The following is a 13,677-nucleotide window of genomic DNA, read 5'->3' as shown; positions in this document are numbered from 1 at the left end:
ATCCCTTGCAAGTCCTCATCCTGAGAATGCCTTCCATGCTATGGGCTCATCCTGAGCTTATGAAAACTATAGATGCCTTAGTCGAGATTGCAAAGAATAAATAGGGTGGGGTTTGTTGAGCGCTTACCATCGTTTTACCCCATATTTTCATAATATGCTTTCCTCTAGGCGAACTCATCCGACCTTTGTGATAAAGGTTAAAATTAAAACCTGGTAAAAAATTAATTTATAATATTAACTAGAAAAATCTATCAAAATGCATTCGCTCAAAAGGAACAGATTTCTCAATCATTAGCATCTTTTGTACTGCAGACGTCATAACCGGAGGACCACAAAAATAAAATTCTTTATTTAAAAAGTCAGGCAAACACCTTTCGACAACCTGGTGTATAAACCCTATTTCGCCACTCCAATTTTCATTATCGTTAGTTATAGCAGGTATAAAGTTGTATTCTGAACCCGACATATCACCTATTAATCGCAATATATATTCAATATTAAGATCTTCAATAAAATTAATTCCGTAGAAAAAATGCAACTTATTTGTGCTTCCATTTTTCTTAAGACTTCGGATTATTGAAGCTATAGGAGATAAACCAGCCCCACCCGCAATACAAACCACGTCACAATTATTTTCTATCAAATAAGCATGGCCGTATGGTCCATCTAAACCAATCACGTCACCAGAGTTAATTTCATCAAATAAATATGAGCTTACTTTCCCCATGTCCATTTTTTTAATTATAAATTTTATAACCCCATCTTCACTATCGGGAGATGATACGGAATAAGCACGCTCAGCAAGACCGCAAATAGAAAGCATAAAATACTGTCCCGGCCTGTATTTAACGTCACTCTTAATTGCAAAGCTAAACTCAACAACATCAGAACTTATAATTTCTTTTGAAATTAATTTTGCATTGTATTTCACCGGCAATATATATGATTCACTGCCACCAGAAATCTCGGCGTTAATCTCAATAGAACCAACCGGTACATTCTGGCAAGCTAATATCCTATTTTTTCTAACATCTCGTTTAGTCAAAGATGATGCATCAGGGTATTTATTTTGTACTTCGCCAGAAATTAGATCAACTTTACAAGCTCCGCATCCACCAGAATTACATTCATATGCAATTCCGATAGAATTACGGAGCGATGACCGGAGAATTGAATCTCCGGATTCACAAGGTATAATTATTTTATTATTTATATTAATACTGGACATATTCCAATCTCTTAATATTGCTAGTCAATAATGCTGTTAATTAATAAGTTATAACTCTTGACTGCATCTGATGGCGATATTGATAGTCCTTTTATAGCCCCAACATAATCGCTTACTGCTTCTTCACCGATATACTTCCAGTTTTCTAGTTTCGTCAAGATCACTGATTTCGCATCAGAATTGTTAACAACTGAAAATTTAACGAGTTCTCTAGCCCAACGTAAATGTCGCTCCAAATCTTTCATCTGGGAGTCGATTAATAACAGGAGCAAAACGTCGCTATTATCTTTAGCTGCACTAGAAAGTGGTTTTAGAATTCCCTCAATTACTGCTGGGATCGTAACCAAACATAAAGAAACAAACGAGTCAGCCCAGTCATAAGCTACTAATCCTTTTTCTATTAACAAGCGGAATGACTGGAATCCCTCTCCATTTTCCCAAACCGATCTCTCGTTTTTACCGAATCCGAGATCGGGATATTTTTCAGATAATTCATATGTTCGATAAGCCGTATGTGTAGTTAATCTCAAGAAATCTGCAGTTTGAAACGTTGCGCAATTTGTAATAGTGCTAGCCGGCGCCATTTGCGCTAAATATGAAGATGACATTTGTAAACCATGGAATATATATTTTAATGGTGTATACATCTCCAATAATAATTTAATCCAATCGGCGTCTAACTGGTAGTCGTGTTCGCGCTCGTCAAACTGGTCAAACAAGCTCATGACATGACTTTCCTGCCCGTCTTGCATTAAATTGTACGTACGATAAACCAGACCATCGGGGTCCGTAAAATCATCCCAACAATCATTCTGCAACAACGAATTATTTCTATATTTTTTGTACCACTCATTCATTGGTGACGTTGGTGATAACTCCCACGGAGCATTTGGGTTATTAGTGCTATAGTGTAATTTTCGCGAAACAACATCATATTCACTTGGCTTTTTCCGGCCACTCGCCAAATGGCTCCAAGTTCTTAAAGGCTTTTGATTTTCGACAAAACTCATAACAACCTCCTAACTTTGCATATTCGTTATGTAATAAAAAATGACTTCGTCAGTTGTCATTTTTATCCGGCCAGCAAATGACGCTAGCTCAATTTCAATTTCATTCATTTTAAACGGCCGACCTAGCTCGAGCTCAATTGTCTCTCGCGTTAGCCGCAACTCATTATTTGCAGAAATGCGTATATAAGCGTTTTTATTATCGACTACGATATTTTTTCCGGGATTATCTATTATGGCCGCCTCTACGACTGCATCTGCTACATCACCAGCCCTCATTATCGGCCCAACATTATTGTTATTAAGCAACTTATCAATTTCAGTATTTTTAGTCATACCAATCCCTTATTTAGAAGACATAAACGGTGTAACACCATCTACATCAACATATATATCGTTTTCGACTATCTTCGTTGGGTATTCCGCAAGGTGGCAATCTCTAGGATTAATGCCGTTTCCGGATTTACATTCAAAACTCCAGAGATGGGCTCTACAAATGATAACGCCATCTTCAAACGTACCCTCTGAAAGAAGAATTTTTTGATGTGGACACATAGCTTGAAATGCTTTAATTTCATTGTTCTCGACTCCGACCAACAGCACCTCAGTACCGTCGGACGTATCGAAAGTAGCCATCTCACCTTCCCACAGTTCATCAAGCGTAGATATTTTCTCAAACGCCATTTTATTTCCTTATTATTCGTAAATAATGTCTAAAACTTCAGCTGGCTTTAGCCCGCTACTAGAAATCTTAAGGTTTCTATCAAATAGTGTTGATGATTTGTGCTTCCTGACACGCATCACTCCTGGCCGTTTTTTTACTCTTCGCCCCACTGAGTGGTACGCGCATTTCTCAGCCACTTGATCCATTGTATCTTCGCTGTCCACAGGAACTAACTGAACAACAAAATCGCCTTGAAAATTTGAGTGAATAGGGAACATTGCCATTATTTATCTCCTAGAATTCAAACAGCTTTTTTAATCTCATTAAAAGCTTGATTTATCCATTCATAATTATGAGCGTCACGCCCAATCTCCGCATCGCCTTCGAATCCCATATACTTAAGTGCACCTTCGAGCGTCATAGGCTGAATCTCACCACCAAGGAAACGATCGATTATACTTTTATGACCCTCATACTGCTCGGGATAACTTTCGAATATCCATTTATCCACTTCATTTGAAAAATGGAATATTCGTCCATTTTTTTCGACGCTATAAACATTCATATCCCAGTGTTTATCACCTGGAATACCACAAATGGGTAGCTGATTCATGTTATCAACTAGCGGTAGAGTTTCTGGAAGAGTAAGATTTTCCTTGTCATTAAGAAGGTTATCTGTAACTACATCCCAGCATTGCCCCCAGCGCTCGTTCCAGCCGGGATATTTTTCTTCAAGCCAATCACGCTCTTTTAAACCCACACCAGCGGCTGGATTCCACCACACCGTCGGCCGCCAATACCACACTCCCAAATGATAACCATGTTGACAGGTATCTAACTCTTCCATAAAAATATCCCAGTACCATGGCTTATCTAAACCGAGGTCCAACAGAGATCTTTCGAATTGCCCAACAATCCATTCCAACATAAATTCTTTAAAAGACATGCTTCTATGTTCTACAGGCGTGTAGTAATCCATAATCGGCCCGGTTAGCACTGCAAACAATCTCCAAGAACGCCAGATAGCTACGTCAATTTTTTTCTGAGCTTCCTCTTTTCTACCATTCTTAACTAATATTTCTAGAATTGGCGCGCCTTGTTGTGCGTGGCGCGATTCATCAGTTTGGATACTGGAAATTACATTCGAGAATGTATAATCACCAGCCTCAGCAGCGTCGGCGGCTAACCCAAGAAACTGCATATTAGTAAAACCGCTTTCGAAACTAAACGTGAGCATTATCGCAACACTCATTGCATCACGACCGGCGATAATGTCATCGAATAACGACCTAGCTGCAATCGCCGCCCATTCATTTTGATGATAAGCCTTCCATGCCCAGTCAAACTGCCGATCTGTTTTACAGTATTCGTGTGGGAAATATAATTGTAATTGAGCATGTCGCGTTTCATCTAACATACCGAAAACAGCCATATTTCGGTTTCCGGGTGCCTTTGAGAATCGTGCCATACGAGCCTCTCCAGTTACCGCGGTGTATTCACCAACTGCAATTGCACCATAATGAGCCTTTAATACGCTAACCCAGCCCGGATCAGAATTTTTAACAATCTCTGCACGCTCAAGTGCGGCTTTAACAGAGTAGGCTCCAGAATCTTTTTCTCGTTGTACTTTTACATATTCTGGGTAGCTCATTTTATAAGGCTCGTCGAACTCCTCCCACGCTTCTTTTGGGATTCCATCACTACCAGACATATTTTCAGGGAATAACTCGTCCTCGCTGACATAGGTAGATGTCCAATTCAAATCTCGCGCTATGTCGTACCATTGCTCTCTAGGTTTAATAGCCATTATTTTCTCCTTAGGATCTGCTTTTAATACCATCAACTACACTAAGCACCAACCGTGCCAACTAATTACTATATATATATCAATGAGTTAGGTGTGTAGCCGGAACTTTTATTATTACCATTTGATGATATTCTCTGATGTTTAACTATTTAATCTATTCAACTTACGGATTAACCTGAATAACCCCCAAAAATTTAGACCACTCCGTTATTCAATTTGAAACGGTCTTCATACTGCCTTGGTGACAGCAATCCGTTTGTACCATGCTTGCGTGTCGAGTTGTAAAACATTTCGATGTGGTTAAAGATATCTTCTTTGGCTTCCCTTCTTGTTTTATATATTTTGCGCCGGATACGTTCTCGTTTAAGAAGCTGGAAAAAGCTTTCGGCTACTGCATTATCGTGACAATTACCCCGGCGACTCATACTCGCTTTAAGATTGTTGGCATTTAGAAACGACTGCCACTCACCGCTGGTAAATTGTGAACCTTGATCCGAGTGGATTAACACCTGGCTCACAGGTTTACGGCGGCATATGGGCATCAATAGTGCGTCCAATACTAAATCAACTGTCATTCGCTGGTTCATCGACCAACCAACGACTTGTCGAGAATAAAGATCGATGACTACCGTAAGATAAAGCCAGCCTTCATAGGTTATGATATACGTGATGTCAGTCACCCAAGACTGATTGGGCTGTTGATTCATACTTCCTCCGATGGTTCATTTTTACCATGCGGAGTGTCTACAGTGATAGGGGCTCTTCAACCCACAGCAAAAGGGCCGTACTTTTTTATCTAAATACTTGAATAGGGGAATTTTTTAATTCCGTTGATTGAAATAGAAAAACCAGATATAGAATTTTCTATATCTGGTTTATATAAACATACAGATTATAGTTACATCCATCCGTACCCGATTAATCCTTTTTTCCTATCTGTCCGTGAAAATCCGAATAATCGCTGAGGCATTTCACGTCCACTTAAATAGAAAGCGAAATTAAGTACTTTTAGCTCATCACTCAATGTTTTACTAGTCTCTATCTTATTGGAATTATTTAATACTTTATCCCACACAGAATTATCTATCCATTTCTTAATAACACGCCTAAAATAAAGGTCTTTTATTCCATACTCCCAAACCTCATCTGAATGAATTTCTGAAGTGTATAAACAAATAACTAAAGTGCCATTATCCCTACATTTAGTTATAAAATCTGAAAATTCATCTAATTCTGAATCAAATACACTTTTTCCAATATTTATTCTAGTATATTTATTAACTAATCCACTGCAGATTATCTCGATTAATTTCCAATCATCATCGAAAATATTTTTGTTTGAATAAACAATACTTTTATAATCCTTATAAAATAATTCAATATATTCATTATTATCCGTTTCATTCGAATAAACTAAAATATTGTTAGAATCTTGGTCACCTACAGTAATAAATACAATATTTGTGTATTCAACATTTTTCGTTATTCTTTTAAAGCTTAAATTAGCGCGCTTCATTTCCGCCGTTCTTATATCGCAATTGAGATAAAAAATTGGTGGATTATACATAAATCACCTATTACTAAATATTAGCGTTTTATATTCGCCGCTGATTCACCTGCTATACCAAAATGGTCTTTTGGCATTTCAGTAATAATAACCCTTATTCCTTCAATAGGGGCATCGATAGATCGCGACACAGCCTCAGTTACTTCACGAATAAGATTATTTTTCTGAGTAGTTGTACGACCTTCTAAAATAAATAATTGCGCTATTGGCATAAAATTCTCCTAAATAAAACGAGCTGAAATACTTCCTAAATTTTGGTATTTTACGCAGATGTTATCACCAGGACTGACACTTATTGCGGCGGTAATACCACCGGTCATAATAAATGAGCCAGCCGGTATATACTCTCCACGGCTTGACAACATATTTGCAAGCATTGCGACACTCGATGCAGGATGACCAAGCACTGCCGCCCCGGCTCCAACCTCAACAACTTCACCATTTTTCTCTACAACAACACCTACTGTTTTCAAATCTATTTCGTTTACATTAGCCATTTTTCCACCGCAAATAAATCTCGCTGATGAAGTGTTATCCGCAACTACACTAAGTAAATCAAATTTGAAATTTTTATACCTAGAATCAATAACCTCAACAGCTGGTATGACAAAATCCGTTGCTGCTAACACTTGTGCTATATTGCACCCGGGTCCTTTTAGATCTTGCTTAGTAACAAAGGCTATCTCAGCTTCAATTTTAGGATGTATTAATGAACTAGTATCAACTTCTCCACCATCAGGAATACTAAAATAATCAGCAAGGAATCCATAAACAGGTGTATCTACGCCCATTTGCGCCATTTTCGCCCAGGAGGTTAATCCCATTTTCATACCAACGATTTTATTGCCTCGTTGTATTTTTCGACGCCGTATTTCCCACTGTATATTATATGCATCATCAAATGTGATATCTGGGAAATCATCGGTAATTTTATTTACATCTGAAAATTGTAATTCCGCATTTTCCAGATGCTCTGCAATATCACAGATTTGCTTTTTGTTAAGTGTATTGTTCACTAATTAATTTCCTTATTTTTACCCAAAAGATCTAACGCCACGTCAACTATCATATCTTCTTGGCCACCCACCATACGTCGCCGACCTAATTCAAGTAAAATATCAACCGTTTTCAGATGATATTTCTCTGCAGCAACTTCTGAATGACGAAGGAAACTTGAATATACACCCGCATACCCTAGAGCTAATGTTTCTCTATCAACACGTACTGGGCGGTCTTGTAGTGGCCTCACGATGTCATCTGCCGCATCCATAAGTTTGTAAAGATTTGTTCCGTGATCCCAACCAAGCCGCTCAGCAGCAGCAATAAATACCTCCAATGGTGCATTGCCTGCACCGGCACCCATACCCGCTAGTGATGCATCTATCCTGTCGCAACCCTCTTCAACTGCAACAATAGAGTTTGCTACACCTAAGCTGAGATTATGATGAGCGTGGATACCTGTTTCCGTCTCAGGATTTAGTACGTCTTTTATAGCTTTAAATCTGTCCCGAACATCTTGCATACTAAGTGCTCCTCCTGAATCCACAACATAAAGGCAGGTCGCACCATAATTCTCCATTAGTTTAGCTTGCTCAGCTAACCCTGTAGGCGATTGCATATGACTCATCATTAGGAAACCTACTGTATCCATTCCTAATTTACGCGCATGTTCGATATGTTGACGTGACACATCAGCTTCAGTGCAATGAGTTGCAATACGAACTATCCGCGCACCAGCCGAATAAGCATCATTCAGGTCATGCACCGTACCTATACCTGGCAACAACAACGTTGCTATTTTCGCATGCGAAATAACATCTGATACAGCTTCAATCCATTCAAGATCAGTGTGTGCACCAAACCCATAGTTAAAGCTAGATCCTTGTAATCCATCACCGTGAGCTACTTCAATACTGTCAACCTTGGCTTCGTCAAGGGCCCGCGCAATATCCTGAACGTTTTTAATTGAATATTGGTGTTTTATAGCATGATTACCGTCTCGCAAAGTTACGTCAGAAATATATAATTTTTTCTTAGGAATGTATTTCATAATAGATTAATCCTCAACCAACCATTAAAGTGGCTAATTTTTCTGCTGTCGCTAATGCGGCAGACGTCATAATATCGAGATTTCCAGCATACGAAGGTAAGTAGTGGGCCGCTCCTTCTACCTCTAAGTAGACCGAGGTTTTAAGTCCCGACATCATACCAACACCAGGAATATTGATAGGTTCGTTAGGAGAAATATAATCAAATTGAATTTTTTGCTTCAACCTGTATCCGGGAACGTAATCATTAACATCTGAAATCATTTCTATTATGGATTTCTCTATTAATTTTTGATCAATTATCTCGGAAAGTACATATACTGTGTCTCTCATAATCAACGGCGGCTCAGCCGGATTTAATATTATTATTGCTTTACCTTTTTCTGCACCGCCAACAATCTCGATTGCTCGTGATGTGGTTTCTGTGAACTCATCAATATTAGCGCGAGTACCAGGTCCTGCTGATTTACTAGATATAGAAGCTACAATTTCTGCGTAGTGTACCTTTGCAATTCGTGAAACAGCTGCCACAATCGGAATAGTTGCTTGCCCACCACAAGTGACCATATTTACATTATTTAATTCAAGATTACGATCTAGATTAACTACCGGCACGCAATATGGTCCAATTGCTGCTGGTGTAAGATCGATAATTTTAATTTCTGGACGACGTTCACGCAGGTATTCTTCGTGGTATTTATGAGCTTCTGCTGAAGTTGCATCAAATACAATATCTATTTCTTTAAATACAGGCAAAGAAACCAGTCCCTCTACGCCTTCATGAGTCGTCGTAACGCCCATACGACCTGCTCGAGCCAAACCATCGGAATTTACATCTATTCCAACCATTGCACCCATTTCGAGATATTTACTTTTTCTAATTACCTTTATCATAAGATCAGTACCAATATTTCCCGACCCTATAATAGCTACTTTAATTTTTCTAACCATAATAGCCTTCTCCATACGAAACTTATATAAAACGCACTGAGGCGCTACCAATTCCACCTATACTTAATCTCATAGAATCACCACTTTGTACTTTCTCTAACGGGACGAGTGAACCCGATAAAATTATTTCGCCTGCTTTAAGGGAGATTCCATATTTACCTAAAGTATTCGCTAACCAAACAACACAATTAACCGGAGATCCTAAAGCTGCGGCACCCGCTCCAGTGCTAATTATATTTCCGTTTTTCTCCATAACGATTCCACACGTTGCAAGATCAATTTTACGTGGAGATATAACGTTGTCGCCTAGCATGAAAAGCCCACATGAAGCATTGTCCGCGATTGTGTCATATATAGTTATTTCCCAATTTTCAATTCGGGAATCAACAATCTCAAAACAAGGCATTACACATTCTGTCGCTCCTAAAACATCAGCAACAGTTACACCAGGCCCGGTAATATCCTTCTTTAACAGAAACGCAATCTCACCTTCAGCACGTGGTTGAATTAACTTATCTTTGATTGGCATTTCTTCACCACTATTAAACGCCATATCATTTGTTAAATAGCCAAAATCCGGCTGATATACACCAAGCATTGTTTGGACAGATTTACTAGTAACTCCAATTTTCTTCCCTATAATGGATGTACCGTCGAGAAGCCGCTGGTCCAGCATTGAAAGAGATACGCGGTACGCATCTTCGATGCTCATATCTGGATATGTCTTGCTTAACGGCTCGATTGTCTTTCTCTCAACCATTGAGCGATAGAGCTCTTTTCCTGCATTTTCTATTTCATTATTTTTCATTAAACGTTTCCTGATCTATTAACAATTTCTTCGTTTAAGAACTGATCGACTAACCGAATAAATCGTTTTGTGTGTTCTATTTGCGTCCAATGCCCACATTGACCAAAGACATGAAGCTGTGAATGTTGTACTAGTTCTAAAAGTTTTAATGACGTTTGGATAGGTATAACCTCGTCCTCCCGTCCATGTATGATTAATGTTTCATGATAAATTTTTTCTATATCAGATTCAGTACTCGCGAGATCTTCAATCCACTTTTGCCTTGGAGCCGGAAACATAGAAGCGTAAGTATCCTGCGCTCCCAGCCTAATACTAGCCTCGTAACGCAAATTCGCTAATTCGTCATTTACTAGATTTCGATTGTAAGAAAATATATCAAGTAAATTTCGCATTGCTTTGAGAGAGGGAGTGTATCCCCACACGTCATCCAACCCTTTGGTTAGTTCAAAACTAACGCCAGTACTACCCATCAATACAAGTTTACGAACCCTCTCTGGGAATTTGACAGCAATATCTAATGCTATTCCACCACCAAACGAATTCCCGACTAAATCGACTTGTTCTATTTTAAGTGCATCCATAAAACCCAGGGTATGGTTAACCCAGATTTTCTTCTCGTAAGTTTTGTTTTTTAAATTATCTGTATATCCAAACCCGAGCATATCGGGTGCAATTACGCGGCGATTTTCTGCTAATTTATGTATTACTAATCGCCAATTCGCCCACGCAGACACACCGGGTCCAGATCCATGTATTAGTATTACGGGAAATCCACTACCGGAATCATGATAATTGGTTTTGTAACCCCCGACTAAGATTTGTTTTCCGATCTCTGGGTTGTTATATTGAGCGACATCAAACTCCACGCAAACCTCACATTTTTACACAAATATTTTTTAGTTCAGTATAGAATTCTAGTGAGTGCACGCCACCTTCACGACCAATCCCGGAGTGTTTACTTCCACCGAATGCGGTTCGAAGATCTCTTAAAAACCAGCTGTTAACCCAAACCAAACCGACTTCTAACTTAGCCGACACTCTATGTGCACGGGAAATATTCTCTGTCCAAACAGACGCAGCAAGCCCATATGGTAGACTATTTGCTAATTCAACAACTTCATCCTCATTATCGAATGGGCGAATATGGCAACAAGGACCGAATATCTCCTCAGTCACAACTTTGGATTTATCATCCAACCCCGTCCATATTGTTGGCTGCACCCAAGACCCGTTCGAATACTCAGTAGCCATCTCAGGTATACCACCACCAGTAATCACCGTAGCTCCATCAATCACCGCTTGCTCGTAATACGATAAAACCTTGTCACGGTGCTTCTTACTTATTAAGGGACCAAGGTTTGTTGAATTATCATTAGGTGCGCCAATAACTAGTGATTCAGCCGAACTTTTCATCCGCTTAACAAATTCGTTGAATATTGAACGCTGGACGTATACCCGCTCTGTCCCTAAACATACCTGACCGCAATTAGAGAATGCTGAACGCGTTGTACCTTCAATCGCTTTATCAAGATCACAATCTGCAAACACAATACTTGCATTTTTACCACCTAGCTCTAAAGATACATCTCGAACGCCACGTGCGGCAGATTGCATGATTAGTTCACCAGTCCCCGTTTCTCCGGTAAAAGTGAATGCGTCAACATCAGCGTGTTCAGTAAGAAATGCTCCTGCTGAGTGCTTTCCGAAACCATGCACCACGTTGAATACACCATCAGGAACTCCCGCTTCCTTCATTACATCGCCAAGCATCGCCGTCGTCGTTGGCGTTTCTTCAGAAGGTTTAACTACTACAGTATTTCCGCACGCTAACGCCGGACCTACTTTCCAGGTCATAAGTAATAAAGGAAGATTCCACGGGCTTATAACCCCAATTACGCCTTTCGGTCTCCGTATCGCGTAATTCAAAGCACCTGCACCATCAGGCGTTGAAAGCTCAAAACTTTCAGTCGGTACATTTTTTATCATGTCAGCAAATACTTTGAAATTGGCAGCTCCACGGGGGATATCTATATGCCTAGCTAACGAGTGTGGTTTTCCAGTATCCAAACATTCCGCCTCCAGAAATTCATCAAAACGTTTATTAATGCCGTCTGCCACTCGGTAAAGAATTTCTGTTCGTTCAGAAACAGTCAATTTCCCCCAACTTCCTTTAAGTGCTTCCCTGGCGGCGCACACCGCCATGTCAACATCTTTACGACCTGCTTCATGCACAATAGATAGAACTTCACCTGTAGTAGGATTAATATTATTAAAATATTTCTCCTCAATAGATTTAGTATATTGCCCATTAATATAATTCTTCACTTCTTTCATAAAGTGTTACGACCTCGTTTCTAATTAGGTTAAAACTGTAAGGAAGCGTTCGTTAATTTCACGATCATGGTAAAATATCGCCTTACCTAATTGATCTGATTTCCAAGTAATTGGGGGATGATCCGGATAACTGTAATCACCTCCGCAGAATACTTCGTTTCGATTCCCAGATGGATCGAAGAAATATATTGTTTTACCATGAGTTAACCCATGCCGTGTTGGACCAATATCTATCGCAGTATTAGTCATGGATATTAAGTCTGCTGCACGGAGAATATCTTCCCAAGTTTCTAAGTGGAATGACGCGTGATGGAACCGCCCTTTCTCGGGGTGAGCAATAAATGCAATGTCATGCGCCTTATTTGACAAACTTAAAAATTGTGCTATACGAGAATTATCGTCATCAAGTACTTGTTCAGTTAAGTAAAACCCAAGAACATTTACAAACAAATCAAGTGTTGTATCGAGCTCATCCCCATATAATAAGCAATGATCAAAGCGTTGTACGCGCATTCCTCTTAAGCCTCGCGGCCATGCTTCAGGATTTAACTCTTCTATGCCCCATTTACCTGTGTATTTTTTATCTACATATAACTCGAAAGTATGACCAGAAGGCGAAATAAATCTTAATCTACGGCCGCAATCAACCAGCTCATTCTCAGGTATTACATCGACATTAACGCCATGATCTAATAAATCTCTATGTAATTTTTCTAATGACGTCTCGTCTGTAACTTTAAACCCCATGAAGTCCATACCTGGATCATCAGCCAAAGTTAAAATTACTGAATATTTGTCGACTTCCGTCCACGCTTTTAGATACACACGACCCTGGTCGTCTCGATCCATTTCAATAAGACCAAGTAGCCCACAATAATGTTCTAAAGCCTCATCGATATCTAACACTCGAATTTGCACATGCCCGGGACGCATAATTCCTTTTTTCATTTTATTCCTCGCTCTTTTATTTGCCGATGTCCGGCGCTGTATTTATAATGAGATCACTTCTCGGATATAGTCGACACGCTAGAACTTTGCCTTTGTTTATTGCTTCTTCTGGGGCATGGCGACGACTCATTTTTCCGCATTCAAACTGTCCATCAAGTACATCGATGCGACATTTCCCGCAACCTCCCCCACGACAACCAACTAAAACATTACATCGGCCGTCTAAACTTATCGCGCTTAATACATTTTGCTCTGATGTACAGTTAATAACAGCACCGCTATAACTATCGTGTATCGTATAATTTATGCTCATGT

The 13,677-nt window shown here is 39.5% G+C and carries 16 protein-coding genes and 1 pseudogene; all 17 read right to left on the bottom strand.

Annotated elements, in window-relative coordinates; all coding sequences use genetic code 11:
* Positions 1-238 precede the first annotated feature (238 nt).
* Positions 239-1,228, bottom strand: a complete 990-nt coding sequence (locus O9X78_RS15435; RefSeq protein ID WP_269620627.1) for a 2Fe-2S iron-sulfur cluster binding domain-containing protein — start codon at positions 1,226-1,228, stop codon at positions 239-241.
* A 20-nt stretch (positions 1,229-1,248) separates the two neighbouring features.
* Complete coding sequence (locus O9X78_RS15430) at positions 1,249-2,238, bottom strand: ferritin family protein (protein WP_269620626.1); 990 nt, start codon at positions 2,236-2,238, stop codon at positions 1,249-1,251.
* 9 nt (positions 2,239-2,247) lie between these two features.
* Entirely contained in the window at positions 2,248-2,571 is a 324-nt protein-coding gene (locus tag O9X78_RS15425) for an MmoB/DmpM family protein (protein WP_269620625.1), read from the bottom strand.
* A 9-nt stretch (positions 2,572-2,580) separates the two neighbouring features.
* Entirely contained in the window at positions 2,581-2,919 is a 339-nt protein-coding gene (locus tag O9X78_RS15420) for a monooxygenase system ferredoxin subunit (RefSeq protein ID WP_269620624.1), read from the bottom strand.
* A gap of 12 nt (positions 2,920-2,931) precedes the next feature.
* Complete coding sequence (locus tag O9X78_RS15415) at positions 2,932-3,183, bottom strand: toluene-4-monooxygenase system B family protein (protein WP_269620623.1); 252 nt, start codon at positions 3,181-3,183, stop codon at positions 2,932-2,934.
* Between the two features lie 17 nt (positions 3,184-3,200).
* On the bottom strand, positions 3,201-4,706 hold the full coding sequence (locus tag O9X78_RS15410; RefSeq protein ID WP_269620622.1) for a ferritin family protein: 1,506 nt from the start codon (positions 4,704-4,706) through the stop codon (positions 3,201-3,203).
* Positions 4,707-4,900: 194 nt separating this feature from the next.
* Positions 4,901-5,404, bottom strand: a pseudogene (locus O9X78_RS15405) (IS3 family transposase); the annotation flags it as partial.
* A gap of 200 nt (positions 5,405-5,604) precedes the next feature.
* A complete protein-coding gene (locus tag O9X78_RS15400; RefSeq protein WP_269620621.1) occupies positions 5,605-6,273 on the bottom strand; it encodes a hypothetical protein in 669 nt (222 codons plus the stop codon).
* Positions 6,274-6,293: 20 nt separating this feature from the next.
* On the bottom strand, positions 6,294-6,485 hold the full coding sequence (gene thmT / locus O9X78_RS15395) for a 2-hydroxymuconate tautomerase (RefSeq protein ID WP_269620620.1): 192 nt from the start codon (positions 6,483-6,485) through the stop codon (positions 6,294-6,296).
* A 9-nt stretch (positions 6,486-6,494) separates the two neighbouring features.
* Complete coding sequence (gene dmpH, locus O9X78_RS15390) at positions 6,495-7,289, bottom strand: 2-oxo-3-hexenedioate decarboxylase (protein ID WP_269620619.1); 795 nt, start codon at positions 7,287-7,289, stop codon at positions 6,495-6,497.
* Complete coding sequence (dmpG, locus tag O9X78_RS15385) at positions 7,289-8,323, bottom strand: 4-hydroxy-2-oxovalerate aldolase (protein ID WP_269620618.1); 1,035 nt, start codon at positions 8,321-8,323, stop codon at positions 7,289-7,291. The genes dmpH and dmpG overlap by 1 nt, the downstream gene beginning before the upstream one ends.
* A 13-nt stretch (positions 8,324-8,336) precedes the next feature.
* Complete coding sequence (locus O9X78_RS15380) at positions 8,337-9,272, bottom strand: acetaldehyde dehydrogenase (acetylating) (RefSeq protein WP_269620617.1); 936 nt, start codon at positions 9,270-9,272, stop codon at positions 8,337-8,339.
* Between the two features lie 22 nt (positions 9,273-9,294).
* Complete coding sequence (gene dmpE / locus O9X78_RS15375; protein WP_269620616.1) at positions 9,295-10,080, bottom strand: 2-oxopent-4-enoate hydratase; 786 nt, start codon at positions 10,078-10,080, stop codon at positions 9,295-9,297.
* Positions 10,080-10,946, bottom strand: a complete 867-nt coding sequence (locus O9X78_RS15370; protein WP_269620615.1) for an alpha/beta fold hydrolase — start codon at positions 10,944-10,946, stop codon at positions 10,080-10,082. Before O9X78_RS15370 ends, dmpE begins: the two co-directional genes overlap by 1 nt.
* Before the next feature lie 7 nt (positions 10,947-10,953).
* On the bottom strand, positions 10,954-12,414 hold the full coding sequence (locus O9X78_RS15365) for a 2-hydroxymuconic semialdehyde dehydrogenase (protein WP_269620614.1): 1,461 nt from the start codon (positions 12,412-12,414) through the stop codon (positions 10,954-10,956).
* Between the two features lie 24 nt (positions 12,415-12,438).
* Positions 12,439-13,362 (bottom strand): catechol 2,3-dioxygenase, encoded by a 924-nt coding sequence (locus O9X78_RS15360; protein WP_269620613.1) that lies wholly within the window; start codon positions 13,360-13,362, stop codon positions 12,439-12,441.
* A gap of 16 nt (positions 13,363-13,378) precedes the next feature.
* Positions 13,379-13,675, bottom strand: a complete 297-nt coding sequence (locus tag O9X78_RS20935; protein ID WP_350339239.1) for a 2Fe-2S iron-sulfur cluster-binding protein — start codon at positions 13,673-13,675, stop codon at positions 13,379-13,381.
* Between the last annotated feature and the right edge of the window lie 2 nt (positions 13,676-13,677).

Source organism: Zhongshania aquatica (assembly GCF_027257955.1).
In the GTDB taxonomy this organism is placed as follows: domain Bacteria; phylum Pseudomonadota; class Gammaproteobacteria; order Pseudomonadales; family Spongiibacteraceae; genus Spongiibacter; species Spongiibacter aquatica.
This window is presented reverse-complemented; position numbering and strand designations above follow the sequence as displayed.